Origin of the sequence: Nocardia asiatica NBRC 100129 (assembly GCF_000308415.1) — a bacterium.
Lineage (GTDB): Bacteria > Actinomycetota > Actinomycetes > Mycobacteriales > Mycobacteriaceae > Nocardia > Nocardia asiatica.
The window spans coordinates 28919-53827 of record NZ_BAFS01000279.1; the positions used below are offsets into that span (position 1 = coordinate 28919).

Annotated in this window: 22 protein-coding genes; 7 read left to right on the plus strand and 15 right to left on the minus strand. The window is 70.6% G+C overall.

The window, feature by feature from the left end:
* Positions 1–2: 2 nt before the first annotated feature.
* From ON27_RS27120 to ON27_RS27140, 5 genes are all read right to left on the minus strand, one after another.
* On the minus strand, positions 3–1163 hold the full coding sequence (locus tag ON27_RS27120) for an acyl-CoA dehydrogenase family protein (protein ID WP_043733911.1): 1161 nt from the start codon (positions 1161–1163) through the stop codon (positions 3–5).
* The gene (locus tag ON27_RS27125; protein ID WP_043733913.1) at positions 1163–3190 is read right to left on the minus strand and encodes an acetyl/propionyl/methylcrotonyl-CoA carboxylase subunit alpha; all 2028 of its coding nucleotides are present in this window, start codon (positions 3188–3190) and stop codon (positions 1163–1165) included. The genes ON27_RS27120 and ON27_RS27125 overlap by 1 nt, the downstream gene beginning before the upstream one ends.
* A gap of 32 nt (positions 3191–3222) precedes the next feature.
* Positions 3223–4821: an acyl-CoA carboxylase subunit beta gene (locus ON27_RS27130; RefSeq protein ID WP_043733914.1), complete on the minus strand. Its 1599-nt coding sequence runs from the start codon at positions 4819–4821 to the stop codon at positions 3223–3225.
* Complete coding sequence (locus tag ON27_RS27135; protein ID WP_043733915.1) at positions 4818–5969, minus strand: acyl-CoA dehydrogenase family protein; 1152 nt, start codon at positions 5967–5969, stop codon at positions 4818–4820. Before ON27_RS27135 ends, ON27_RS27130 begins: the two co-directional genes overlap by 4 nt.
* 70 nt (positions 5970–6039) lie before the next feature.
* Positions 6040–7758 carry an acyclic terpene utilization AtuA family protein gene (locus ON27_RS27140; protein ID WP_051047029.1) on the minus strand — a complete coding sequence of 573 codons (1719 nt, stop codon included), beginning with the start codon at positions 7756–7758 and terminating at the stop codon, positions 6040–6042.
* Between the two features lie 180 nt (positions 7759–7938).
* Here ON27_RS27140 and ON27_RS43180 point away from each other — a divergent pair, with 180 nt between their 5' ends.
* Positions 7939–8106, plus strand: a complete 168-nt coding sequence (locus tag ON27_RS43180) for a CG2302 family histidine operon protein (protein WP_157227359.1) — start codon at positions 7939–7941, stop codon at positions 8104–8106.
* 25 nt (positions 8107–8131) lie between these two features.
* Here the strand turns inward: ON27_RS43180 and ON27_RS27145 are convergent, their stop codons facing one another.
* The 5 genes from ON27_RS27145 to ON27_RS27165 all read right to left on the minus strand — a co-directional run bounded on the left by ON27_RS27145 (position 8132) and on the right by ON27_RS27165 (position 13052).
* A complete protein-coding gene (locus ON27_RS27145; protein ID WP_051047033.1) occupies positions 8132–8860 on the minus strand; it encodes an adenylate/guanylate cyclase domain-containing protein in 729 nt (242 codons plus the stop codon).
* A gap of 554 nt (positions 8861–9414) precedes the next feature.
* Complete coding sequence (locus ON27_RS27150) at positions 9415–10176, minus strand: ABC transporter permease (protein WP_043733917.1); 762 nt, start codon at positions 10174–10176, stop codon at positions 9415–9417.
* Complete coding sequence (locus tag ON27_RS27155; RefSeq protein ID WP_043733949.1) at positions 10176–11180, minus strand: ABC transporter ATP-binding protein; 1005 nt, start codon at positions 11178–11180, stop codon at positions 10176–10178. The genes ON27_RS27150 and ON27_RS27155 overlap by 1 nt, the downstream gene beginning before the upstream one ends.
* Positions 11181–11547: 367 nt before the next feature.
* Positions 11548–12234, minus strand: coding sequence for a hypothetical protein (locus tag ON27_RS27160; RefSeq protein WP_043733919.1), 687 nt, complete (start codon positions 12232–12234; stop codon positions 11548–11550).
* A gap of 119 nt (positions 12235–12353) precedes the next feature.
* A complete protein-coding gene (locus ON27_RS27165; protein WP_043733920.1) occupies positions 12354–13052 on the minus strand; it encodes a MerR family transcriptional regulator in 699 nt (232 codons plus the stop codon).
* Between the two features lie 84 nt (positions 13053–13136).
* Here ON27_RS27165 and ON27_RS27170 point away from each other — a divergent pair, with 84 nt between their 5' ends.
* Both ON27_RS27170 and ON27_RS27175 read left to right on the plus strand, forming a co-directional pair.
* A complete protein-coding gene (locus tag ON27_RS27170; RefSeq protein ID WP_043733921.1) occupies positions 13137–13589 on the plus strand; it encodes a DUF6194 family protein in 453 nt (150 codons plus the stop codon).
* Between the two features lie 283 nt (positions 13590–13872).
* On the plus strand, positions 13873–14859 hold the full coding sequence (locus tag ON27_RS27175; protein ID WP_043733923.1) for an aldo/keto reductase: 987 nt from the start codon (positions 13873–13875) through the stop codon (positions 14857–14859).
* 97 nt (positions 14860–14956) lie between these two features.
* On the opposite strand, the gene ON27_RS27180 is transcribed toward ON27_RS27175, so the two are convergent.
* Genes ON27_RS27180 through thiO form a run of 3 tightly spaced genes read right to left on the minus strand, consistent with a single transcriptional unit; the run spans position 14957 to position 17041 of the window.
* A complete protein-coding gene (locus tag ON27_RS27180) occupies positions 14957–15760 on the minus strand; it encodes a thiazole synthase (RefSeq protein WP_051047030.1) in 804 nt (267 codons plus the stop codon).
* A complete protein-coding gene (gene thiS, locus ON27_RS27185) occupies positions 15753–15971 on the minus strand; it encodes a sulfur carrier protein ThiS (RefSeq protein WP_043733924.1) in 219 nt (72 codons plus the stop codon). Before thiS ends, ON27_RS27180 begins: the two co-directional genes overlap by 8 nt.
* Positions 15968–17041 (minus strand): glycine oxidase ThiO, encoded by a 1074-nt coding sequence (gene thiO / locus ON27_RS27190; protein WP_174377885.1) that lies wholly within the window; start codon positions 17039–17041, stop codon positions 15968–15970. The genes thiS and thiO overlap by 4 nt, the downstream gene beginning before the upstream one ends.
* 57 nt (positions 17042–17098) lie before the next feature.
* On the opposite strand from thiO, the gene thiE reads away from it, so the two are divergent.
* Entirely contained in the window at positions 17099–17797 is a 699-nt protein-coding gene (thiE, locus tag ON27_RS27195; RefSeq protein WP_043733926.1) for a thiamine phosphate synthase, read from the plus strand.
* Between the two features lie 9 nt (positions 17798–17806).
* Here thiE and ON27_RS27200 read toward each other — a convergent pair whose 3' ends face one another.
* Positions 17807–18499, minus strand: coding sequence for an NUDIX hydrolase (locus tag ON27_RS27200; protein WP_043733927.1), 693 nt, complete (start codon positions 18497–18499; stop codon positions 17807–17809).
* 184 nt (positions 18500–18683) lie between these two features.
* On the opposite strand from ON27_RS27200, the gene ON27_RS27205 reads away from it, so the two are divergent.
* From ON27_RS27205 to ON27_RS27215, 3 genes are read left to right on the plus strand one after another with little or no spacing between them, the layout of a single operon-like run.
* Positions 18684–20066, plus strand: coding sequence for a GlnX family signal transduction membrane protein (locus ON27_RS27205; protein ID WP_043733953.1), 1383 nt, complete (start codon positions 18684–18686; stop codon positions 20064–20066).
* Complete coding sequence (locus tag ON27_RS27210) at positions 20063–21043, plus strand: glutamate ABC transporter substrate-binding protein (RefSeq protein WP_043733928.1); 981 nt, start codon at positions 20063–20065, stop codon at positions 21041–21043. The genes ON27_RS27205 and ON27_RS27210 overlap by 4 nt, the downstream gene beginning before the upstream one ends.
* A 7-nt stretch (positions 21044–21050) precedes the next feature.
* Positions 21051–23693: a serine/threonine-protein kinase gene (locus ON27_RS27215; protein WP_245560187.1), complete on the plus strand. Its 2643-nt coding sequence runs from the start codon at positions 21051–21053 to the stop codon at positions 23691–23693.
* Here ON27_RS27215 and ON27_RS27220 read toward each other — a convergent pair.
* Positions 23690–24901: an acetate kinase gene (locus ON27_RS27220; protein ID WP_043733957.1), complete on the minus strand. Its 1212-nt coding sequence runs from the start codon at positions 24899–24901 to the stop codon at positions 23690–23692. The genes ON27_RS27215 and ON27_RS27220 overlap by 4 nt on opposite strands.
* Between the last annotated feature and the right edge of the window lie 8 nt (positions 24902–24909).

Here is a 24909-nt window from a genome sequence, read left to right on the forward strand (position 1 = left end):
TCTCAGTACGACTTGGGCAGGCCCAGCGAGTACTGGGCGACGAAGTTGAGCACCATTTCCCGGCTGACCGGCGCGATGCGGCCGATGCGCGCGGCCGCGAGCATCGCGGCCAGGCCGACGTCCCTGGTCAGGCCGGAGCCGCCGTGGGTCTGGATGGCCTGGTCGAGCGCCTTGATGCTGGCTTCCGCCGCCGCGTACTTCGCCATGTTGGCGGCCTCGGCGGCGCCCATCTCGTCGCCCGTGTCGTAGAGGGTGGCGGCCTTCTGCATCATCAGCTTCGCCAGCTCCAGTTCCACCTTCACCTGCGCGAGCGGATGCGAGATGCCCTGGTGCGCGCCGATCGGCGTCTTCCACACCGTGCGCTCCTTGGCGTACTCCACCGCGCGGTCGACGGCGTAGCGGGCCAGGCCGATGGCCATGGCCGCGCCCATGATGCGCTCCGGGTTCAGGCCCGCGAACAGTTGCATCAGCGCCGCGTCCTCCTTGCCGACCAGCGCGGTGGAAGGCAGCCGGACGTCGTCGAGGAACAGGCTGTACTGGTGGTCGGGCTCGATGATGTCCATCTCCTGCGCCGTCTTGGTGAAGCCTTCGGCGTCGGTCGGCACGATGAACAGGGCGGGCTTGAGCTTGCCGGTCTTGTGGTCCTCGGTGCGGGACACGATCAGCACCGCCTCGGCCTGGTCCACGCCGGAGATGAAGATCTTGCGGCCGTTGAGGATCCAGTCGTCGCCGTCCCGGCGGGCGGTGGTGGTGATCTGGTGGGAGTTGGAGCCCGCGTCGGGCTCGGTGATGCCGAAGACCATCTTGCCGGAGCCGTCGGCGAGCTTGGGCAGCCACTCCTGCTTCTGCGCGTCGGTGCCGTACTTGGTGATGATGGTGCCGCAGATGGCCGGGGAGACCACCATGAGCAGCAGGCCCGCGCCCTGCGCGGACAGCTCCTCCATCACCAGCGCCAGCTCGTACATGCCCGCGCCGCCGCCACCGTACTCTTCGGGCAGGTTCACGCCGAGGAAGCCGAGTTTGCCCGCCTCCTGCCACAATTCGTCCAGCGGCTCGTTCTTGCGCGCCTTCGGCAGCACGTAGTCGCGGTAGTTGTATTTCGCGGCCAGCGCGGCGACGGCGGCCCGCAGCGCCTTCTGCTCGTCGGTCTCGATGAAGCTCATCAGTTCTCCTGGGTTTCTACGGGTTCTGCGGGTTCGACGACCGCGAGCACGGCGCCGACGTCGACCTGCTGGCCGACGGTGACGTTGACGGCGCTGAGCACGCCCGCGGTGGGCGCGGCGATGGTGTGCTCCATCTTCATCGCCTCCAGCCACAGGATCGGCCGGCCCTGTTCGACGTGGTCGCCGACCTCGGCGCCGAGCCGGATCACGCTGCCCGGCATGGGGGCCAGCAGCGAGCCGGTGGCCACCTGGTCGGCCGGATCGCTGAAGCGCGGCAGCCTGCGCAGGGCCACGGGGCCCAGCGGCGAGTCGACGCAGACCTGGTCGCCATAGCGGGCGACCTCGAAGCGCCTGCGCACCGGGCCGCGTTCACCCGGCACCGCCAGCACCACGCGATCGGGAGCCGACTCGACGAGTTCGAGGCCGTCGTGGCCGTCCACGGTGACGCCGCCGCGGCCGAACCGGTAACCGACCTCGTGGGTTCCGGTCGCGCGGCTCTCGTAGGACTTGCGCTGCGACTGCGACGGCAGGTTCCGCCACCCGCTGGGCAGCCCGCCGCCCGCTCGTGCGCCCGCGCGGTTGGCCGCGGCGTCGGCGAGCGCGGCGGCCACGACGGACAGCGCCTCGTCGGTCGCCGTCACCAGGGGCGCGGCGAGCGCGTCCAGTCCGTGCGTAGCGAAGAACGCGGTGTCGGTGTCACCGGCCAGGAACGCCGGATGGCGCAGTACGCGCACCAGCAAGTCCCGGTTGGTGACCAGGCCGTGGATCTTCGCGCGGTGCAGTGCGGCAGCCAGCAATCGCGCCGCCTCGCCGCGTGTCTCGGCGTAGGAGATGACCTTGGCCAGCATCGGGTCGTAGTGCACGCCGACCACCGAACCGTCCACCACGCCCGTGTCCAGGCGCACGCCCGGCCGGTCGAGCAGGTCGAATTCGGCCCGCACGCCGGGGATATCGAGGCGGTGCACCGTTCCGCTCTGCGGCTGCCAGTCGTGCGCCGGGTCCTCGGCGTAGAGGCGCACCTCGATCGAATGTCCGCGCATCGCGGGCGGTTCGGCGGGCAGCGCGCCGCCCGCGGCGACGTCCAGCTGCAGCCGGACCAGATCCAGGCCGGTGGTGCACTCGGTGACCGGATGCTCCACTTGCAGCCGGGTGTTCATCTCCAGGAAGAAGAACTCGCCCTGCTCGTCGGCGAGGAACTCGACGGTGCCTGCGCCGGTGTAACCGATCGCGCCTGCGGCCAGGCGCGCCGCCTCGAACAGCCGCGCCCGCATGCCTTCGGTGCGTTCCACCAGCGGCGACGGAGCCTCCTCGATCACCTTCTGATGGCGGCGCTGGATGGAGCACTCGCGCTCGCCCACCGCCCAGATGACGCCGTGCGTGTCGGCCATCACCTGGACCTCGATGTGCCTGCCGGTCTCCAGGTAGCGCTCGCAGAAGACCGTCGGGTCGCCGAACGCGGATTCCGCCTCGCGCCGTGCCCCCTCGATCTGCGGGGCCAGGTCGGCCAGCTCGCGGACCACGCGCATACCGCGCCCGCCGCCGCCCGCCGACGCTTTGATCAGCACCGGCAGGTGCGCCTCGGTGACCTCGGCCGGGTCCAGTTCGGCCAGCACCGGCACGCCCGCGGCGTCCATCATCTTCTTCGAGGCGACCTTCGAGCCCATCTGCTCGATCGCCTCGACGGGCGGGCCGATCCAGACCAATCCGGCGTCGAGCACCGCCTTGGCGAATTCGGCGTTCTCCGAGAGGAATCCGTAGCCGGGATGGACGGCGTCGGCGCCCGCGGCCAGCGCGGCCTCGATGATCAGCTCACCGCGCAGATAGGTCTCCGCGGGGGTGTTGCCGGGCAGGCGCACCGCGGCGTCCGCCTCGGTGACGTGCGGCGCGGCGGCGTCCGCGTCGGAGTACACCGCGACGGTGCCCAGACCCATCCGGCGGCAGGTGGCGAAGACGCGCCGGGCGATCTCGCCCCGATTCGCCACCAGGACATTCGTCACCTGCCCACCTGTCACCCGACCGTCCCCCATCGAATCGCCCTGCGATGCAGTCATATCCGGCCTCACATTCGGAAGACGCCGAAGCCGTCGGCGCCCTTGATCGGAGCGTTGTGAATGGCCGACAGGGACATTCCCAACACGGTGCGGGTGTCGCGCGGGTCGATGACGCCGTCGTCGTAGAGCCGCCCGGACATGAACATCGCCAGCGACTCCGCCTCGATCTGCGCCTCCACCATGGCGCGCATCCCCGCGTCGGCCGCCTCGTCGAACGGCAGGCCCTTCGCCTCCGCGGCGGCCCGGCCGACGATCGAGATGACACCCGCCAGCTGCGCGCCGCCCATCACGGCGGATTTGGCGCTGGGCCAGGCGAAGACGAAACGCGGGTCGTAGGCCCGCCCGCACATGCCGTAGTGGCCCGCGCCGTAGGACGAGCCCATCAGCACCGAGATGTGCGGCACCTTCGAATTGGAGACGGCGTTGATCATCATCGCGCCGTGCTTGATGATGCCCTTCTGCTCGTACTCCTTGCCCACCATGTAACCGGTGGTGTTGTGCAGGAACAGCAGCGGCGTGTTCGTCTTGTTGGCCAGCTGGATGAACTGGGTGGCCTTCTGCGACTCCTCGGAGAACAGCACACCGCGCGCGTTGGCCAGGATGCCGACCGGATAGCCGTGCAATTCGGCCCATCCGGTGACCAGGCTGCTGCCGTAGAGCGGCTTGAACTCGTCGAAATCCGAGCCGTCCACGATGCGGGCGATCACCTCGCGCGGGTCGAACGGGATCTTCAGGTCCGGCGGCACGATGCCGAGCAGGTCTTCCGGGTCGTAGAGCGGCTCGAGCACCTCGGCGCGCGGGGCCGGGCCCTGCTTGCGCCAGTTCAGCCGCCTGACGATGGAGCGGCCGATCCGGATCGCGTCCTGCTCGTCCAGCGCGTAGTAGTCCGCGAGACCGGAGACCCGCGCGTGCATGTCGGCGCCGCCGAGCGATTCGTCGTCGGATTCCTCGCCGGTGGCCATCTTGACCAGCGGCGGACCGCCGAGGAACACCTTGGAGCGCTCCTTGATCATCACCACGTGATCGGACATGCCCGGTATGTACGCGCCGCCCGCGGTGGAGTTGCCGAACACCAGCGCGATGGTGGGTATCCCCGCCGCCGACGCCTGGGTGAGATCGCGGAACATGCGGCCGCCGGGAACGAACACTTCCTTCTGCGTGGGCAGGTCCGCGCCGCCGGATTCCACCAGCGAGATCACCGGCAGCCGGTTCTCCCGCACGATGTCGTTGATCCGCAGCGTCTTGCGCAGCGTCCACGGGTTGGAGGTGCCGCCGCGCACGGTCGGATCGGGCGCGACGATCATGCACTCGACGCCCTCCACGACGCCGATCCCGGCGATGGTGCTGCCGCCGACGTGGAATTCGCTGCCCCAGCCCGCCAGCGGGCACAGCTCCAGGAACGGCGAGTCCTCGTCGACGAGCAGTTCGATGCGCTCGCGCGCGGTCAGTTTGCCGCGCTTGCGATGCCGGGCCAGCTTGTCCGGGCCGCCGCCCGCGATGGCCTTGGCGAACTCCGCCTCCACCTCGGCGAGCTTGGCCGTCATGGCGTCTGCCGCGGCTTCGTACTCGGGCGCGGCGGTGTCCAGGGTGCTGCGCAGAACGGTCATGCCTGGTACCCCAATCGCTTCGCCGCCAGTCCGGTGAGGATCTCGGTCGTGCCGCCGCCTATGCCGAGGATGCGCATATCCCGGTATTGGCGCTCGATCTCGGATTCGCGCATGTAGCCGAGGCCGCCGAACAGCTGCACGGCCTGGTTGGCCACCCACTCACCGGCCTCCACCGCGGTGTTCTTGGCGAAGCACACCTCGGCGATCAGGTCGGTCTCGCCTTCGCAGCTGCGCTGCACCACGTCGCGGGTGTAGACGCGGGCCACGTCGATGCGCCGCGCCATCTCGGCGACCGTGTTCTGCACCGCCTGCCTGCTGATCAGCGGACGGCCGAAGGTCTCGCGGTTGCGCACCCACTCCAGGGTCAGGTCCAGGCAGCGTTGCGCGCTGGAATACGCCTGCACCGCCAAGCCGACGCGCTCGCTGACGAACGCGCCCGCGATCTGGAAGAAGCCGGAGTTCTCCGGGCCGACCAGATTCCGCGCCGGCACCCGGACGTCCACGTAGGACAGCTCGGCGGTGTCGGAGGCCAGCCAGCCCATCTTGTCCAGCTTGCGGCTGACCGTGAAGCCGGGAGTGTCCTTGGCGACGATGAGCAGTGAGATGCCGCCGGAGCCCGGTCCACCGGTGCGCACCGCGGTGACCACGAAGTCGGCGCGGACGCCGGAGGTGATGTAGGTCTTGGCGCCGTTGACGATGTAGTGGTCGCCGTCGCGGCGCGCGGTGGTGGTGAGGTGTCCGACATCCGATCCGCCGCCGGGTTCGGTGATCGCCAGCGAGCCGATCTTCTCACCCGCCAGCGTGGGCTTCACCCAGCGCTCGATCTGCTCGGCGTCGCCCGAGGCGATGATGTGCGGCACGGAGATGCCGCAGGTGAACAGCGAGGCGAACAGCCCACCGGAGGCACCGGCTTGGTGCATCTCCTCGCAGACGATCATCGCGTCCACGCCGTCGCCGCCGGAACCGCCCGCGGATTCCGGGAACTGCACCCCGAGCAGACCGAGCGCGCCCGCCTTCTTGTGCAGTTCGCGCGGGATCTCCCCGGCGCGCTCCCAGCCGTCGAGGTACGGCAGGATGTCGCGCTCCACGAAGCCGCGCACCGTGGCGCGTAATTCGCGCCGTTCCGGCGTTTCCCAGAGTTTCGTCATGCGGTGTCCTTTCTCGCATGACCGGGGGCCCTGCGTGGTGACGCGAGCTGCCGCCTCCGGGCCTGACCGGTCATGCGAAAAGCTCCACTGGAATGTCGAGGTGACGAGACCGCAGCCATTCGCCGAGTCCCTTGGCCTGCGGGTCGAAGCGGGCCTGATAGGCCACGCCCTGACCGAGCAGGCCTTCGATGATGAAGTTCAGCGCCCGCAGCTCGGGCAGCACGTGCCGGGTGACGCGCAACGAAGCCGCTTCCGGCAGTAGCTCTTTCACGCGCGCGACGGTGAGCGTGTGCGCCAGCCAGCGCCATTGCTCGTCGGTGCGCACCCAGACGCCGACGTTGGCGTCACCGCCTTTGTCACCGCTGCGGGCCAGCGCGATCGTGCCCAGCGGCGCCCTGCGGGTTTCTCCGGCGGGCAGCGGTTCCGGCGCGGGCGGATCGGCGAGGTCGGCGAGTTCGGCCGTCTCCGAGGCGGGCGCGATGGCGACCCGTGCGCCGTCGGGCAGCACCGCCGTGTGCGGCACTTCGGCGGCGTCGACGAACCCGGGCGTGAACACGCCGTAGGGCGATCCGTTGCCCGGCAGCGTGGTGAAGCTGCATCCCGGATAGCTGGCCAGCGCCAGTTCCACGGCGACATTGGAGAACGCGCGCCCGACCTTGTTCGGGTCCGGGTCGCGGACCACGCAGCGCAGCAGTGCGCTGGCCTGCTCCTCGGTTTCCGCGTCCGGCCGATCCAGACGCGCCAGGGTCCAGGTCAGCTCGGCGGGCCGGGTCGGGAGCCAGGCTTCCAGCTGGCGTCGCGCCAAGTCCGCTTTCGCCTCGATGTCCAGACCGGTGAGCACGAACTCCATCTCGTTGCGGAAACCGCCGAGGGTGTTCAGCGAGACCTTCAGCCGCGGCGGCGGCGGTTCACCGGCGACGCCGCTGATCCGCACCCGGTCCGGACCGTCCTGGTGGAGCCGGATGGTGTCCAGCCGGGAGGTCACGTCGGGTCCGGCGTAGCGGGGACCCTGGATCTCGTACATCAGCTGGGCCTCGACGGTGTCCACGGTGACCGCGCCGCCGGTGCCCGGGTGCTTGGTGATGACGCTGCTGCCGTCGGCGCGGATCTCCGCGATCGGGAAGCCCGGCCTGCCCAGATCGGCCAACTCGGTGAAGAAGGCGTAGTTTCCTCCGGTGGCCTGGGTGCCGCACTCGATCACGTGCCCGGCCACCACCGCACCGGCCAGCCGGTCGTAATCCGTTCGGCCCCAGCCGAAATGCGCGGCAGCCGGGCCGACGATCACCGACGCGTCGGTGACCCGGCCGGTGACCACGATGTCCGCGCCCGCGTTCAGGCATTCGACGATGCCCCACGCGCCGAGGTAGGCGTTGGCGGTCAGCGGCGTGCCGAAACCGAGTTCGGCGGCGCGCGCCACCAGGTCGTCGCCTTCCACGTGCGCGATCTTCGCGTCCAGTCCGAGGTCGGCGGCGAGTTTGCGCAGCCTTTCGGCCAGACCCGCCGGGTTCAGGCCGCCCGCGTTCGCCACGATGCGCACCTTGCGCTCCAGCGCGAGCCCGAGGCATTCCTCGATCTGCTTGACGAAGGTCTTGGCGTAGCCGAGATCCGGGTCCTTCATCCGGTCCCGGCCGAGGATCAGCATGGTCAGCTCGGCGAGATAGTCGCCGGTGAGCACGTCGAGCGGCCCGCCGTCGAGCATCTCGCGCATGGCACCGAGCCGATCACCGTAGAAGCCGGAACAGTTGCCGATCCGGAGCACCTCCGGGTCGGCGGCGAGCATACTGCTCATCAGCGGGAATGCCTCCTGTGCGGCGAACCGTCAGGATGAGCCGCATGCCGCACCCGTGAAGTCCGCGTTCCGCGACCAGCATCACACCAGGGCAAGAAAAAAGCAAGCATGCGTGCTTGTTAATTGCGTACGCAACGACCCGGCCACCCACACGGCGGTGGTCGAGCCGGTTGGAGCAAGATGGGCACAGTGTCCAGCGACGTGACCGTGATCATTCTGTTCGCCCTGGCGGGGTTCCTGCTCGGCGGCGCCTACACCACCTGGAAGACGGCCCGGCCGCTGTCGATCGCCCTGGGCGTCTGCGCCGTCCTCGCGGCGGGCGGCGCGCTGGCCTGGTGGCTGGCATGATCCGCGCGAAAGGCCCGGCCGCCGCCTAGCCCTTCGACAGCCGGAAGATGCGCAGGTCCTCGGGGACGCCGTTGAGCGGGGCCGCGAACAGGCTGCGGCGATACGGTTTGACCGCCAGGCCCAGTTCCGCCAGCGTCTCCGGCGGCAGCCCCCGCAGTGTGACCTCGGACAGCATCGTGTTCCCATTGCCGCCCGCCTCCATGACCCGCGCCGCGATCGTGACGTCCACGCCGAGCCAGTCGCCTCCGATCTCGCGCGGAGAACCGGTGTGCAAACCGATCCGCATCTGCGGGGTGTAGCCGCGCACCTGCACATCGGCCAGGTTGCGCTTGGCCGTCACGGCGGCGCGCACCGCCCGGTCCGCCGAAGGGAACACCGCCATCACGCCGTCGCCCATGCGTTTGACCACGTGTCCGCCGCGCTCGGCGATCGGCGGCTCGATGGCCTTGGCCACCTTGCGCAGCAGTTCGAGGGTGGCTTCGTCACCGGCCGAGAGCGACCAGCGCGAGAAGGCCACCAGGTCGGTGAACATAACAGTTACCTCTTGGCTACCTTTGCCGCGCCCGACCCGCTCCAATGCCGCCTGCCAGACCTGCAAGGCGCCGAAACCGATCTCGCGCGCCGCGCTCGGCGTGTCGCCGACCAGCCGGTCGGCCGCGCGCGCGACCGCACGCGCGCCGCCGGGCCCGGAAACCGACAGCGGGTCGCCGAAAGCGGGATCACCCGGCAGCTGCCTGCGCGCCTTGCGCAGCATGCCGATCAGATCCGCCCGCTGATTCGCCGCGCTCACCAGCGCGGACAGCTGGACGCGGCGGAACCCGCCGGGACGGCGGGAAGGATCGGACGCGTCGGACGGCTCCAACGGAATGACCACCTCGGGCGGTACGCCTTTCTCGGCCTGCGCCCCCGACCCCGGCTCGGAGCCGCCGGAAGGTGTTTCACTCACGCCCCGAGGGTATCTCAGCCGACCAGACGTGGACGTGTTACCGATCATCACCATGCGCCACCTCCGCTGCGAACCTCAGCGAGCACATCGTCGGGCCCGGCGATGGATAACGAGCTGGTTGCCGAATCGAGGCTACTCGGCCGAGAACAGGTCTCGGAAGCGGCAGGCAGCATAGTTTCCTCGATGTTCACACGCACGATCGGCCCGGCGCGAGCATTCGCACCGGGCCGATCGTCGCACCGTCCACCGGGCAGTGGCGGGCGGTGGGCGGAGCGCCGGACCTCCCGACAAGGTCGGCGCCCCTACCACCCGAGTGGCGAGGGAGGGCGACTCGGGTAGCTGAGCGGCTGCCTCGCAGCTGGTCAAGCGTCGCGCTGGTTCACCACGACCAGGGCCGCGCCGAAGACGATCGCGACGAAGGCGGTGAAATACAGCAGGCTGCCCCACGGTCCCCAATGCCAGTTGGCCGTGGACGCGGCCGAGCTGAAGAAGTGGTTGGCGTTCGCGAACGGCAGGAACGGGGTGACATTGCGGCCGAAGCTGCCGAACGCCCCGAGCAGACCCTCAATGAGCAGCGGCCACAGCACGATCAGCGAGATCGCGGCGGCGGACTGGCGCACCAGCACGCCGACGCCGACCGCGAGGAGCACGCACAGGAACGCGTAGATCGGGATGCCGTAGACCTCGCGCCAATCCTGCGCGCTGGACAGGGTCAGCGTCGCACCCGCCTCCGGACCGCCCAGGGCCTTCGCCACCAGGTAGGCGAGGAACACCAGGACGAAGGTCAGCACCGCGCCGTACCCGCCCACCAGCCCGGCCTTGGTCACGATGACCTTCGCCCGATGCGGCGTGGCCTGGTACGTGGTGCGGATGATGCCGAAGCGATATTCGCTGGTCACGGTCAGGGTGGCCATGATCATCAGGACCATCACGCCGAAGCCGCTGATGCCGGCCACCGCGGTGGAGACGGTCAGTTCGATCGCGCCGTCGGTACCGTAGGACGCGCGCGCCACCGAGGCGAGCAGAGCGGCCATGCCGAGCGCGAGGGCGACCACGATCGCCGAGCACCACCAGGGCGACCTGGTGGAGGTGAGCTTGATTCGTTCCGCTGCCAGCACGCCCATCAGAGCGCACCTCCCATCGCTGTGTAGGAACCGCCGTCCGCGGGGCCCTTCGTGGATACCCGAGCCGCCTCCGGGCCCGTCGGGTCGAAGCCTTCGCCGTGGTACTCCACCGCGCCACCGGTCATCCGCATGAACGCCTCCTCCAGCGAGGCGCGCTGCGGGGCCAGCTCGAACAGCGTGATCTCGTTCTCGCCCGCCAGCTTGCCGACCGCGTCGCTGGTCACGTTCGCCACCACCAGGGCGGGGCCGTCGGGGCCCGCGCCGTCCTCGCGGACGGTCATGCCGTTGGAGGTGAGCACGCTGCGCAACTGGTCGAGCTGCGGGCTGCGCACCCGCACCGACTGCTCGGAGGCGCGCTCGATGAATTCCTGGGTGGTCGAATCCGAGATCAGCTTGCCGCGCCCGATCACCACCAGGTGCTCGGCTGTCTGCGCCATCTCCGACAGCAGATGACTGGAGACCAGCACCGTGCGGCCTTCGGCGGCCAGCCGCTGCATGAACCGGCGGATCCACAGGATGCCCTCCGGGTCGAGGCCGTTGACCGGCTCGTCGAACAGCAGCACCTCCGGGTCGCCCAGCAACGCGCCGGCCAGACCGAGGCGCTGCGACATGCCCAGGGAGAAGCCGCCCGCGGACTTGCCCGCCACCTCGGAGAGGCCGACCAGCCGCAGCACCTCCTCCACCCGGGTCTTGGCGATGTCGTTCGACGCGGCCATCCACTCCAGATGCGCGCGCGCCGAACGGTTCGGATGCACCCACTTCGCGTCCAGCAGCGCGCCGACGGTGCGCAGCGGGTGGTCCAGTTCGTGGTACGGCTTGCCCTGGATCAGCGCGGTGCCCGCGGTCGGCCTGTCCAATCCGAGGATCATCCGCATGGTGGTCGACTTGCCCGCGCCGTTCGGCCCGAGGAATCCCGTCACCTGTCCGGGACGAACGGTGAAGGTCAGATCCTGCACCGCTACGGTCTGCCCGTAGTGCTTGGTCAGGCCTCTAAGCTCGATCATGCCGCCCAGCATTCCGTAAATCGCGGCGTCGCGCGTCGGTAATTGGTGGCGAGTCGGATCATCCTCGAGGATGAGAACGGTCCGTTGGCCCGCTGTTCTTCGCCGGGAGCGCCGCGGCGATTCGTTCTCGTTCGTCCGCGGCTCCGGCACGACGCGCGGCCGCATCCGATTGCGTGTGCGCTGGAAATCAGCGGTTTCGATGGAATCGGGACGTGCGGTCCAGTCCTCGTCGCCGGAGCCCTGACCGATATAGGGGCCCCCTAAGGGTCAGGCGCGGACACGTCCCGCACGACCGGGTCGCCCGGACGAAGCCGCCCGAAGGCACAGTGGCGGCGGCCGGCGGGGCTTCGGTTACTCGGCCGAGGTATCAGCGCCCCAGCAGTTCGGCAACACGCAGGAGTGGCGCGGCGTAACCGGGGATCAGGTTCGGGTCACGCAGCCTCCCCGAGGTCGGCGTGCAGGTCAGCAATTCGGCCCCCACGACGCTCCAGTGCGGGACCGCCCTGGCGATGTGCGCTTCGATCAGCGCCGGACCTACCAGCGCCTTGGCGCAGGCCGGATCCGGCGTGACGATCCGGTACTGCGCGTCGAACAGCACGTTGCCGGTCGCCGTCGGCTTGTCACCGAAGATCGCGCGGCCGAGCTGCGACAGCAGACCGCGGGAGTGCACCGCGACCGGCGGGTACGCCCGATCCAGTAGCACCAGGACCGCCACGAAGCGATGCGTGGTGGTCGTCGTCGTGCTGGTCGTCGTCGAAGAACTGCTGGACGAGGTCGTCTGATAGGAGTACTCGGCCACCGTCACCCAACGGCCGCCGAGCTGCCCGGTCATGGTCACACCGAGCCCGCGCGAGTTCCTGCCGGGCAGGCGTGCGGTCCAGTGCGCGCGGCCGCCTTCGGCGAACGTCCATCCCTGAGCCGTCGCCCACTGCCACAGCGTCGCCTTGCGAGCCCGCTCGGCACGAATCGACAGCGGCAGCACCACGGCCAACAGGACGACGACCGGCAGCACGGTCATCGCTGTCAGCGCGCCGAAGACCAGTCCCACTTCCATCGCCGTGCTCCTCCTGCCACCACGCTGTGCCGACCGCGTGTTCGCATCGTGCGCGAGCGACCTTCCCGGAGGCTTAAGAGATCATTGCGGCGCTGCTGCGAGCCGCACGGCCCTCGCGATCAGGGAAGCGGGTTCGCCGCGAGCAGGGCGGCGAGCGCGGCGGCCGCGTCGAGCAGGGCGCGGGAGCGAGCCGTGATGCTCGCGTCCCGGGCCGACAGCGCGGCTTCCAGGTCCTCGGATCGTTGGCCGCGCGGCAGCTCCGGCAGCAAGATCCGGAGGGTGTCGACGCGATAGCCCGCTCTGCGGAGCTGGTGCACGATCCGGGCATCCCGAACCTGCGACGGTGCGTACCGTCGCGTTCCGTGCGCGGTGACGCGGTCCGGAACGACAAGGCCCTCGGCGTCCCAGTGCCGCAGTGTCGACGGCCGTACGCCCAGCGCGGCGGCGAGTTCGGACACGCTCATCGAATCCGACGGGCGAACGTCTTCGATCGGCTCGGCCGAGATCGCGGCGGCCGCCCGCTTCGCCAGTTCGAGATCCGCCCGCTCGCGGTGGAGCCGGGCGTGCGCCGCGTCGAGAAGGACCAGCGCTTCGGCGATCGAGCGGTCGTGCACGGTCCGTACGATGCGCTTCGCCTCGACGGGGCCGACGCCCGCCGCCAGCGCCCGGTAGGCCAGCGCGGAACGCACATGGATCTCCCCGTATCCGCGATAGCCCGCCGCCGTGCGAGACGCGGGCGGCAGCACCCCGTCCCGCTCCAGATTGCGGATCTGCTGCACCGAATACCCGGCACGCCGCGCGACATCGACGGTGCGCATGGACGAGTTGAGAGTTACCACCCTGCTGTTCCTCGATATCCGCGTCGAAGTCTCCACATGCACTTTAATGAAACGCTGGAGCACATGAGCATCGACGAGATCATCGGTTACGTGTCCGCCCTCGACGGCGTCCTGACCCTGCGCCCGGAACCCCGCGACGGCTCCCCCGAGATCAGCTGGGGCGATACGTTCTTCTACTACTCACCCAGCGGCGTCGTACCGAAGGCCACTCAGCCCTTCGCCACCATCGTGACGAAGAACTACCCAGGCGACGAAGGTTCCCGCCTGGACCGCCCGGACGCGTTCCGCGTCAACATCGCCGCCGGAAAAGAAGCCTTCACCCAGTGGACCGGCCACACCCCCCGAGAACTGCCCGCCGACCTCGACCACAGCGTCACCGATACCGTCATCCCCCACCCCGTCTACGGCTCGGCAGGTTGGCTCGCGGTGGTGAACCCCGCCACCCGAACCAGCGAACAGATTCGCGACCTCCTCGACACCGCATACCAACGCGCCCGCGCCCGCTACCACCGCTGACCCGGCCGGCCGTCGAGGGAAGCACGAGAAGTACTGCGCCACTGATAATTTCGGCTGTGCGCGGACGAACCGAACGGCTGGCGATCTCGCGGATCGACCTCCTTTCCGGAGCACAGCCGCTATGACCGGCGGCACCGCGTCGAGACGGCGACTGCGCCCACCTCTCGGTCGGGTCGGGACCGCGGCACTCGAATTCCGATGCGTTCGCGCGCGGTTGACATGGAGTGCGCTCCAGCTTTTAGCGTCGGCGGCGACGAATTCGAATCCAGGAGGTATCAGCAACATGATCGACGTTCCCACTCGGCAGCTCGGCGGATTGACTGTCTCCGCGCAGGGTTTGGGATGCATGGGCATGAGTCACGCCTACGGCGCCGCGGACGACGAGCAATCGATCGCGACGTTGCGCCACGCCCTCGACTCGGGGGTGACCCTTTTGGACACCGCCGACTTCTACGGCGCCGGGCACAACGAGGAGTTGATCGGGCGTGCTGTCGCGGGCCGCCGTGACGAGGTGGTGCTGGCCACGAAATTCGGCTTCGCCAACCGCCTGGGTGAGCCCACCCGGATCCGCGGCGACGCCGCGTACGTGCGGCAGGCGTGCGAAGCGTCGCTGCGCCGGCTCGGAGTCGACCACATCGACCTCTACTATCTGCACCGGGTCGACCCGCAGGTGCCGATCGAGGAGACCGTCGCGGCCATGGCCGAGCTGGTGCGCGCCGGAAAGGTTCGCCACCTCGGGCTGTCGGAAGCGGGCGCGCGGACCATCCGGCGGGCGCACGCGGTGCATCCGATCGCCGCGCTGCAGAGCGAGTGGTCGCTGTGGACCCGGGACCTGGAGGCGGAGATCGCCCCGGTGTGCCGCGCGCTCGGCATCGGGTTGGTCCCCTTCTCCCCGCTCGGACGCGGATTCCTGACCGGCAGGTACAGCTCGGTCGAGGGGCTGGCGCAGACCGACGTGCGGCGCAGCCAGCCGCGTTTCGCCGAGGGCAATCTCGAACGGAACCTGACGATCGTCGCGAAACTCAACGAACTGGCCGAGGCGAAAGGAGTCACCGCCGGCCAGCTCGCTCTGGCCTGGGTGCAGCACCGGGGCGAGGACGTGGTGCCCATCCCCGGCACCCGGCGGCAACGGTATCTGGAGGAAAACCTCGCCGCACTGACCGTCGAGCTGTCTCCCGAGGACCTCGCCGCCATCGAGGCCGCCGCCCCGCCCGAGCAGATCGCGGGCACCCGCTACGACGCGACGAGCCTCACCTTCGTCAACGGCTGAGCCCGCCGCCGACGTGGCGTGGCGCCCGCGGCCGTCGGAAGCGCGACTGCGGTGCGTCGCACCGGCGGCGACCCGTAGACGATCGCGGGCGAACCCGTCACAGCGCTGGTGACGAAGCCTGGGCCCAGAACCGTTTCGGGATACGCCCCGCCAAGCGCGCCGCGTATCCGGCGCGGACCGCGTCCGCCATGGCGGCGGCCATCAGTTCGGGGTGGCGTGCCCTTGTCACGGCCGTGGCGAGCAGGACCGCCGAGCAGCCGAGTTCCATGGCGAGGGCGGCGTCGCTCGCGGTGCCGATGCCCGCGTCCAGGATGACCGGCACCTGCGCGTCCGCGACGATCATCTCGATGTTGTGCGGGTTGCCGATGCCGAGGCCGGTGCCGATGGGCGCGCCCAGCGGCATCACCGCCGCGCACCCCGCGTCCTCCAGGCGGCGGGCCAGCACCGGGTCGTCGTTGGTGTAGGGCAGCACGACGAACCCGTCGTCGACGAGTTGTTCGGCGGCGGTGAGCAGTTCGATCGGGTCGGGCAGCAGGGTGCGCTCGTCGGCGACCACCTCGAGTTTCACCCAGTCGGTCTCCAGCGCCTCGCGCGCCAGCTGCGCGGTGAGCACCGCTTCGGCCGCCGTACGGCAACCCGCCGTGTTCGGCAGGGGCGCGATGTCCAGCCGCTTCAACAGGTCGAGAACGCCGGTGCCGCCCGCGGCATCGATGCGCCGCATGGCCACGGTGGTCAGCTCGGTGCCGGAGGCGATCAGCGCCTCCTCCAGCACCGCGAGGTTCTCCGCGCCGCCGGTGCCCATGATCAGCCGGGAACCGAACTCGCGGTCGGCGATCCGCAGCGGGGCGTCGGCCCGCCCGGATGCCGTCGCCGCCTCAGCCGCCTCAGCCGCCTCAGCCACCTTGGACCGCCGTCAGCACCTCGATCTGCCAGCCGCGCCCGACGGGTTCGTCCCAGCGCGACTTGGGGAACACAGCGCCGTCCACCGCGAGCGCGACGCCCTGGCACGGCAGCTCGAGGCGGTTCAGCAGCTCGCGCACGGTGAGCGGCTCGGCGAACTCGTGCTCGTCACCGTTCACCGTGACACCGATGGGGACGGATGACAGTGTCATCGGATTCCTCCTACAGTCGTCGAAAAGCGTTGCGGATCGGCTACTTCCGCTTCGGGCAGCGTTGCCCCGCCGAGCAGGCTCGCCACCGCGTCCACCGTGAGCGGCAGGGTCAACATGCCGTTGCGGCCGTGTCCGGTGGCCGCGACGATCCGGTCGGTGAGCCGGCCGATCAGCGGCAGGTTGTCCGGGCTGCCCGGCCGGGAACCGGCGCTCGCCTCGGCGAGCTCGTATTCGCCGATGCCGGGGAACACCGCCTCCGCGTCGGCGATCAGGTCGCGGACGCCTGCGACGGTGACCGCGGTGTCGAAACCGGCCTCGTACTGCGTGGCTCCGACGACGATCCCGTCGGGCCGAGGCACCAGGTAGACCGGCCGCCCGTGCACCCGGGCGCGGATCACGCCGCGCGGCGCGGGGGCGACCCCGGGCCGGTGCCGCAGGCGCAGGATCTCGCCCTTGACCGGCCGGACCGGCAGCTCGGGCCACAGCCTCGCCGACGCGGCGCCCGCGGCGAGCACGACTTGGTCGTGCGGAAGGTCCCGCAGCGAGTCCACGGATTCGGCGCGCATCGTGACCCCCGCCGCTTCGGCCGCCCGCCGCAGCGCGCCGACGAGCTCGCGATTGTCGATCGCGGGTTCGGCGGGTGCGAGCAGCCCCGCGCGCACCGATCGCGCCAGGCTCGGTTCCCGCTCCCGCACTCCGGCGCGGTCCAGCAGGCGCAGCTCGTGCCCGCGCGCACCGACCCAGTCGGCCACGGTGCGCAGGTCGGCGGCGTCGGCCGCGTCCAGCGCGACGGTCATCGTGTGGTCGGCGACGAAGACCGCCACACCGGTCGCGGCCGTCAGGCGGGCGGCGAACTCGGGCCAGCGGGCCAGCGAGGCCGCGCCGAACGCGAGCACCCGGTCCTCGCCCGGCCAGCCTTCCGACAGCGGCGCGAGCATGCCCCCGGCGACCCAGGAAGCGCCGCTCGCGACGGACGAATCGAACAGGGTGACCGACCAATCGGCCTCCGCGGCCCGCCATGCCACGGCGAGCCCGACGGCGCCGCCACCGACGACGGCCAGAGTCCGCATCCGATCCACCTGCCTCCTGTTTCGCATCCCCACGGTAGCGCGGCTACCGTCGAAGGCGTGCAACCCTCCCACCCGAATCGACCCGCCTCGCCGCGGGAGCGTCTGGCGAGCGCGCGGCTGTATCTCTGCACCGACGCACGCCGGGAGAAGGGCGATCTGGCCAAGTTCGCCGAAGCGGCGTTCGCGGGCGGAGTCGACATCATCCAGCTCAGGGACAAAGGATCACCGGGCGAAGCCCAGTTCGGCCCGCTGGAGGCCAGGGCCGAACTCGGCGCGCTGGCCGAGCTGAAAGCCGCCGCGCGCAGGCACGGCGCGCTGATCGCGGTCAACGACCGCGCCGACATCGCGCTCGCCTCGGGCGCCGACGTGCTGCATCTCGGTCAGGGCGACCTACCGCCCTGGTACGCCCGCCGCATCCTCGGGCCCGACGTGGTGATCGGACGCTCCACCCACAATCGCGCGCAAGCCGGACTCGCCGCGATCGATGAGCACATCGATTACTTCTGCACCGGCCCGATCTGGCCGACCCCCACCAAACCCGGCAGGCAGGCGGCGGGCCCCGAACTGGTCCGCTCGACCGCGGAGGCCCATCCCACCCGGCCCTGGTTCGCGATCGGCGGGATCAACGCCGACAATCTCGCGCAACTGCTGGAGGCCGGGGCCCGGCGGGTCGTCGTGGTGCGAGCGATCACCGAGGCGCGCGATCCGGAAGCCGCGGCACGCGAGCTGAAGACGGCGCTGCTGGCGAACGCGTGAGCGCCGCGGTCAGGAAAGCAACTGCCCGCGGGTGAACGAGAGCGCGGTCTCCACCGCCGTGTTCCCGTTCGGCGCGGGCTCCGCCACGTGCGTGCCCGGCTCGTCGACGATCCTGGCGTAGTCGCCCGGTCCGGCCGGATCCGAATGCAGCCACACGAAGCCGAGGTCGGCGAGGTCGAGGGTGCGCGGCAGCGCGGCGGCCACCGCGCGGTCGTCGCCGACCTCGGCGAGCAGCACCCGGGCGGGCGCGGCGCGCAGGGCCGGCCAGGAGGCGGCGAAGCCGGGGTGCAGCGGACGCGCCTCCACCTCGTCCTCGGGAACCCAGGCCAGCTCGGTGCTCTCGCGATTGCCGGTGGTCGGGAGGGCCATCACCGCGTCGGCGACGACGGTGGTGTAGGTCCAGCCGCTCAGGGCCGAGGCCGTCACCCGCTCGCCGCGCACCCGGACGTCGGCGGGGTCGATGCCCGTCTCCTCCCATGCCTCGCGAACCGCCGCGTGCACGGGCGTCTCGTGGCTGTCGCGGGCCCCGCCGGGCAACGCCCAGGTGCCGCCTTGATGACTCCAGGGAGCGCGGTGTTGCAGCAGCACCGCCGAGCGACCGCCGCCGAGCGGAGCGCGCAGGAGAAGTCCGGCGGCGCCGAAGCGACCCCAGTGCCGCAATCCGTCGGGGCCACGCCACCAACCGTCACCGTCACCACGCATCTCGTACCCATCCTCGTCCTGCTACGACCGTGCCCCACCCCGTTTCCTCCCAACCGGGGGTGTTTCACACGCCGCGGCGCCCGTACGACCACAATAAACTCCGCACCAACACGCACGGGTCGATCGGATTCTCGGTCCAGCCGTCGAGAAATCCGCGCACGCGGCCCAAACTGGGGAGGTGGACATGGCTAGCTCCGAGCCGACGACGGCCGAACTCCGGCCGTCGTCCGCGCCCGAGCCCGCCGGTCGGGACATCCCGGTCGGGCTGAGCGTCGCGGTGGTGCGCGAACGACTCGACCTGGCCAACCTGCGTTCCTTCGTCAATTCCTCACCGGGGCGGCTGATCGCGCTCGGCCTGCTGCTCATCGGCCTGTGCCTGGCGGCGGGCTCGATGACCGCCGCGACGGTGGGCGACCGGCAGCAGGGCCTGGACGTGCTGCTCTACGAGACCGAGCCGGACGCGCACTCGGCGCATCGGCTCTACACCTCGCTGTCGATCGCCGACGCCGCCGCCAGCACCGCCTTCATCGCGGGCGGCCTGGAACCGCAGGCGGTGCGCGACCGCTACACCCAGGCGATGGGCGAGGCGGCCGCGGAGTTGGTGACCCGATCCGACCGTGCCGCCGGGCCGAACCCGGCGATGGATTCGGATGCCCGGCTGCGCACCGGCATAGTTACCGGCCTGCCGGTGTACTCGGGTCTGGTGGAAACCGCACGAACGAACAATCGCAGCGGATATCCGGTCGGCGCCGCGTATTTGAGCGAGGCGTCCAACCAGATGCAGACGACGCTCCTGCCGATGGCCGAGGAATTACACAACCATCGCTCGGCGGCGGTGACGGCGGCGCAGCGCAACCACGTGCGCCCACCGTGGTCCGCGATCGGCCTGCTGATCCTCACCCTCGGCGCGCTGGTCTGGGTGCAGCGGGATCTGGCGCGCCGCTGGCGGCGCGTGCTCAATCCGGGCCTGCTGTTCGCCTCCGCGGCCATGTTGATCCTGCTGGCCTGGACGGTGATCGCGGGCTCGGTGTCGGCGACGTCGATGATCAGCGCCCGCGACGACGGCGCGGTGCCGGCCTCGCGGCTGACCGAGAGCCGGATCCTGGCGCAGCAGGCGCGCGCAGCGGAGACGTTGAAGCTGGTGCGCCGGGACGCCACCGGCGATTACGACCGCACCTACGACGCGGACATCGAGCGCCTGGCCGATCTGCTGGGCAACTACCCCGCTTCCGCCCCCGCGGCGGGTGAGGTGCGCAACGCCGTTCCGGCGCTGGCGCGCTGGCGGGTGGCGCATCAGCGCATGAACGACGCGCTGGCCAAGGGCGATTTCAACAGCGCGGCCGTGGTGGCGACCGGTCCCGGCGCCGCGGACGCCACCGTGCAGGTGGAGGCGCTGGACCGTTCGCTCGAGCAAGGCATCACCGCGACCAGGGACACGCTGCGCGACAGGATCTCACAGGCGGCGCGCGTGCTGGACTTCCTGGGCGCCGGAGCGATGATCCTCGGCATCCTGGCGGCATGCTATGTCGGACTCGGCATGTGGCCCCGGCTTCGGGAGTACCGATGAGATCCGCACGCGGGATTCTGGCCGTCCTCGTCGTGGCCGCACTGGCGAGCGGCTGTACGAGCGATTCCAGTGCGCCCACGCCGACCAAGTCGCCCGTCTACACCGATCCGCCGCTGCCCGCCAAAGCCGTTCCGGTGTTCACCGATTCTCCCGTCCCGCCGGCGCCGGGCACGCCGAGATGCGGTGACCCGACCGCCAGCCTGCGCCCGACCGGAGCGGGGACCGCCGCGCGCGGCCCGACGATCGATGCGATCCGGGCGCGTGGCAGGTTGCTCGTCGGCCTGGACACCGGCAGCAATCTGTTCAGCTACCGCGACCCGGTCTCCGGCGCCATCGTCGGCTTCGACGCCGACATCGCCAGGGAGGTGGCCCGCGACCTGCTCGGCAGCCCGGATCTGATCGAGTTCCGCAGCCTGGGTTCCGCCGAACGCGAGGCGGCGTTGCAGAATCGCACCGTCGACCTGGTCGCCAAGACCATGACGATCAACTGCGAGCGCCGGGAGAAGGTCGCCTTCTCCACCGTCTACCTGCACGCGAACCAGCGCGTGCTCGCGGTGAAGAACTCCGGGATCCGCAGTCTGGCCGATCTCGCCGGTCGGCGGGTCTGCATCGTTTCCGGCACCACGTCGCTGGAGCACATCCGCCGCGACCAGCCCGCCGCGACCATCCTCACCGTGCCCAGCTGGGCCGACTGCCTGGTCGTGCTGCAGCAGCGCCAAGTGGACGCGGTCAGCACCGACGACGCCGTCCTCGCCGGACTCGCCGCGCAGGACCCGTACACCGAATTGGTCGGCGGCAGCATCAGCGAGGAGCCGTACGGCATCGGCATCCCCAAGGGCAACGACGATCTGGTCCGTTTCGTCAACGGCACGCTGGAACGCATCCGCAACGACGGCACGTGGGTCGGTCTATATCAGAAGTACCTCCCCTCGCTCGGCCCCGTTCCCGCCCCGCCCGCCCCCACTTATCAGGACTGACGGGCGAATGAGCACACGGCCCGCCCCCGAGCCCGACCCGGACGACATCGCCACGGGACGGCCGGGTCCGGCCGATGTGTTCGAGGGCGGCCTCACCGGGCTGGCCGGGCATCGTCCGGGCGGCGCCGCGCCGGAAGGACCGCGCGCGGATTTCGGCCCGAACGCGAGCACGGACGACGGCTCGACCGGAACACCGGGCGGCGCCGGCGAATCGAGCGCCGCAGGAGCGGAAGAAGACCCGGACGCCACCCGCATGCAGCTGCGCCGTGTGCACACCGCGGGCACAGCAGCCCGGCAACGCGAGCCGGATCCCGACCCGTCCGAGCTGGAGCAAGCGCCGTCCGACGCGGACCAGGATGTCGGGGAACCGACGCGTTCCACCGGCGGCGACGACGGTCCCGGCACGGTGGCAGCACGCGACGATCGGGGGACGGCGGCGTGGACCGAGGCGGCGGGGCAGGACGATACCCGCGCGGCGACGTCCGAGCCCGCGTCCGCGCCGCTGCGCACCTCCGGGCGCAGCGTGCGCACCGCGCGGACCCGTCCTTCGGTGCGGCGGCTCGGCGCGGGGCTGGTGCCGATCCCGACGGTGACGCCCGCGGACCCGCGCGACGCCGTCCTCACCGACGCGGTGGTCTCCGAGGGCAGGCGGTTCTGCTGGCGCTGCGGCAAGCCGGTCGGCCGGGCGACGGCGACCCGGCCCGCGACCACGGCGGGCGTCTGCTCGACCTGCGACTCGCCTTTCGACTTCCGCCCCACGCTGCGGCCCGGCGACATGGTGGCGGGGCAGTACGAGATCCAAGGTTGCATCGCCCACGGCGGGCTCGGCTGGATCTACTTGGCGATCGACCGCAACGTCAGCGACCGCTGGGTCGTGCTGAAGGGCCTGCTGCACACCGGCGACGCCGAAGCGCAGGCCGTCGCCATGGCCGAGCGCCAATTCCTCGCCGAGGTGGCGCATCCCAGCATCGTCAGGATCTACAACTTCGTCGAGCACACCGGTCCGGACGGCACACCGGTCGGCTACATCGTCATGGAGTACGTGGGCGGCCGGTCGCTGCGCGACATCCTCGACGCCTACGAACGCCCGAACCGCATGCCGGTGACCGAGGCGATCGCCTACCTGCTGGAGATCCTGCCCGCGCTGGACTACCTGCACTCGACCGGGCTGACCTACAACGATCTCAAGCCCGACAACGTCATGGTCACCGAGGACCAGGTCAAGCTCATCGACCTCGGCGCCGTCGCCACCATCGAGGCGTACGGGAACCTGTACGGCACCAGAGGCTTCCAGGCCCCGGAGGTCGCGAGCACCGGTCCGACCGTCGCCTCGGACATCTACACCGTCGGGCGCACGCTGGCCGTGCTCACCCTGAACATGCCCTCGGAGCACGGACGTTATCTCGACGGTCTGCCCGACCCGGCGGACGAGCCGGTGCTGGCGCGCTACGAGTCCTTGCACCGGCTGCTGCTCTGCGCCACCGACCCGGATCCACAGCGCCGCTTCCCTTCCGCCCGCGCGATGTCCGCCCAGCTGTCGGGCGTGCTGCGGAAGATCCTCGCGCTGGAGACCGAGACCGAGCATCCACAGCTGTCCACCGTGTTCACGCCGCCGCGGACCGGTTTCGGCACCGAGGAGCTGATCAGTCAGACCGACGCGTATGCCGACGGGCGGCCGCGCAGCAGCTTGCTCGACGCCCTCGATGTGGTGGCGGCATTGCCGATCCCGCTGCTGGACCCGGCCGAGCCGTCGGCGCCCCTGCTCGCGGCGGCGGTGCATCCGGAGCCCGCGCACGCCCTGGAGGCACTGCGCGACGCCCGCGATCGAGCCGACGCCGACCCGGGCAACGCCCCGGAGACGCTCGACCTGGAACTCACCCTGGCCGAGGCGCGCGTGCGGCTGGATCTGCGCGAGTCGGCCACCGTCCTGGATCTGCTCGCCCGGCTACCCCAAAGGGAGTGGCGGGTGGGCTGGTATCGCGGTATGGCCCAATTGCTCGACCGCGAGTTCGAGCGCGCTTTCACGAATTTCGACGAAGTCTTCCGGGTGCTTCCCGGCGAACTCGCGCCTCAGCTCGCACTCGCCGCCACCGCCGAACTCATCTTGCAGCACTGGGATTCGCCGGACCCCGAACAGTGGCGCGCCTACGCGGAGAAGGCGTACGAGACGGTGTGGCGCACCGATCGCACCGTGGTGAGCGCCGCCTTCGGGCTGGCCAGGCAGCTGGCCGCGGACGGCCGGGTGAACCAGGCCGTGCAGGCGCTGGACGCCGTGCCCGCCGCGTCGCGGCATTTCACCACCGCGCGGATGACCGCCGTGCTGTTCATGCTCACCGCCGAGCCGGTCGCCGACCTGGACGAGGCCACCCTGCACATCTCGGCGTCGCGGGTGCTGAGCCTGCCCGCGGGCGAGGGCCGCGCGGTGCAGATGCGGGTGCTGGTCCTCGGCGCGGCCTTGGCGTGGCTGCAAGCGGGCAACGTGCCCAAGCGCCCCGACGCCACGCTGTTCGGCACACCGTTCACCGAACGGGAACTGCGGGCGGGAGCCGAGGCGAATCTGCGCACCCTGGCTCGCGGGGCGCCCGATCGCAAGCATCGCTACGCCCTGGTCGACCTGGCCAATTCGATTCGCGCGAAGACCTGGATCTAGTCGAGCCGCTCGACCACCCGCCGCGCGGCGCGGGCGATGGCCAATTCCTCGTTCGTGGGCACCACCAGCACCGCGACCGGCGTGTCCGGCGGGGAGATCCGCCGGGCGGTGCGATCGCCCGTGGCATTGGCCGCCGGGTCGACTTCGATCCCGAACCGGGCCAGACCGGCCAACGCGTCGGCGCGCACCTGCGGGCTGTTCTCCCCGACCCCGGCGGTGAAGGTGATCGCGTCGACGCCGCCGAGTTCGATCAGATACGCCCCGAGATAGCGGCGCAGGCGATGGATGTACACCTCGTAGGCCAGCCGCGCCGCCTCGTCGCCACTGTCGATTCGGCGCCGCAGTTCACGGAAATCGTTCACCCCGGACAGTCCTTTGAGGCCGGAATCCCGGTTGAGCAGGGTGTCGATCTGATCGATGTCCAGATGCGCTGACCGCGCCAGATGCGCGACGATGCCGGGGTCGAGATCGCCCGGCCTGGTGCCCATCACCAGCCCTTCCAGCGGCGTGAGGCCCATGCTCGTGTCCACCGGACGCCCGCCGCGGATGGCCGAAGCCGACGCGCCGTTGCCGAGGTGGAAGACGATCTGGTTGACCTCGGACGGGTCGCGCCCGAGCAGCTCGGCCACGCGGCCGGACACGTATTCGTGTGAGGTGCCGTGGAAGCCGTACTTCCGGATGCCGTGCGCGGCGGCGACTTTGGCATCGATGGCGTAGGTCCTTGCGGCGGCGGGCAGGCCGTGGAAGAACGCCGTGTCGAACACGGCGACCTGCGGCACGCCCGGCAACAGCGCACGCGCGCTCTCGATTCCGGCGAGGTTGGCCGGATTGTGCAGCGGGGCCAGTGCGGCGAGATCGGCTATCGTGGCGACCACGTCGTCATCGATCAGCGTGGGCCGGTAGAACACCTCGCCCCCGTGCACCACCCGGTGCCCCACCGCCCGTACGCCTTCCTCTTCCAGATCGTGGCCCGTCGCGGCGAACGTCTCGAACACCAGGCGCAGGCCCGCGGTGTGGTCGGCGATCGCCACCCGGCGCTCGGTGGTCGAGCTTTCGGCGCGATGCTCGATCGCACTGTCGTCCTCGCCGATGCGCTCCACGATCCCGGAGGCGGCGACCACGCTCGACTCCGGGTCCAGGAGTTGGTACTTGATCGACGACGAGCCGGAGTTGATCACCAGCACTCGGTTTCGCGCCGCCTTGCCCATCACGCCTC

Bases quoted from the DNA above. Each gene is read 5' to 3' on its own strand.
- ON27_RS27120 (WP_043733911.1), bottom strand. From the start codon at position 1,163: ATGAGCTTCATCGAGACCGACGAGCAGAAGGCGCTGCGGGCCGCCGTC.
- ON27_RS27125 (WP_043733913.1), bottom strand. From the start codon at position 3,190: ATGGGGGACGGTCGGGTGACAGGTGGGCAGGTGACGAATGTCCTGGTG.
- ON27_RS27130 (WP_043733914.1), bottom strand. From the start codon at position 4,821: ATGACCGTTCTGCGCAGCACCCTGGACACCGCCGCGCCCGAGTACGAA.
- ON27_RS27135 (WP_043733915.1), bottom strand. From the start codon at position 5,969: ATGACGAAACTCTGGGAAACGCCGGAACGGCGCGAATTACGCGCCACG.
- ON27_RS27140 (WP_051047029.1), bottom strand. From the start codon at position 7,758: ATGAGCAGTATGCTCGCCGCCGACCCGGAGGTGCTCCGGATCGGCAAC.
- ON27_RS43180 (WP_157227359.1), top strand. From the start codon at position 7,939: ATGGGCACAGTGTCCAGCGACGTGACCGTGATCATTCTGTTCGCCCTG.
- ON27_RS27145 (WP_051047033.1), bottom strand. From the start codon at position 8,860: ATGCTGCGCAAGGCGCGCAGGCAGCTGCCGGGTGATCCCGCTTTCGGC.
- ON27_RS27150 (WP_043733917.1), bottom strand. From the start codon at position 10,176: ATGGGCGTGCTGGCAGCGGAACGAATCAAGCTCACCTCCACCAGGTCG.
- ON27_RS27155 (WP_043733949.1), bottom strand. From the start codon at position 11,180: ATGATCGAGCTTAGAGGCCTGACCAAGCACTACGGGCAGACCGTAGCG.
- ON27_RS27160 (WP_043733919.1), bottom strand. From the start codon at position 12,234: ATGGAAGTGGGACTGGTCTTCGGCGCGCTGACAGCGATGACCGTGCTG.
- ON27_RS27165 (WP_043733920.1), bottom strand. From the start codon at position 13,052: ATGCGCACCGTCGATGTCGCGCGGCGTGCCGGGTATTCGGTGCAGCAG.
- ON27_RS27170 (WP_043733921.1), top strand. From the start codon at position 13,137: ATGAGCATCGACGAGATCATCGGTTACGTGTCCGCCCTCGACGGCGTC.
- ON27_RS27175 (WP_043733923.1), top strand. From the start codon at position 13,873: ATGATCGACGTTCCCACTCGGCAGCTCGGCGGATTGACTGTCTCCGCG.
- thiS (WP_043733924.1), bottom strand. From the start codon at position 15,971: ATGACACTGTCATCCGTCCCCATCGGTGTCACGGTGAACGGTGACGAG.
- thiO (WP_174377885.1), bottom strand. From the start codon at position 17,041: ATGCGGACTCTGGCCGTCGTCGGTGGCGGCGCCGTCGGGCTCGCCGTG.
- ON27_RS27200 (WP_043733927.1), bottom strand. From the start codon at position 18,499: ATGCGTGGTGACGGTGACGGTTGGTGGCGTGGCCCCGACGGATTGCGG.
- ON27_RS27205 (WP_043733953.1), top strand. From the start codon at position 18,684: ATGGCTAGCTCCGAGCCGACGACGGCCGAACTCCGGCCGTCGTCCGCG.
- ON27_RS27210 (WP_043733928.1), top strand. From the start codon at position 20,063: ATGAGATCCGCACGCGGGATTCTGGCCGTCCTCGTCGTGGCCGCACTG.
- ON27_RS27215 (WP_245560187.1), top strand. From the start codon at position 21,051: ATGAGCACACGGCCCGCCCCCGAGCCCGACCCGGACGACATCGCCACG.
- ON27_RS27220 (WP_043733957.1), bottom strand. From the start codon at position 24,901: ATGGGCAAGGCGGCGCGAAACCGAGTGCTGGTGATCAACTCCGGCTCG.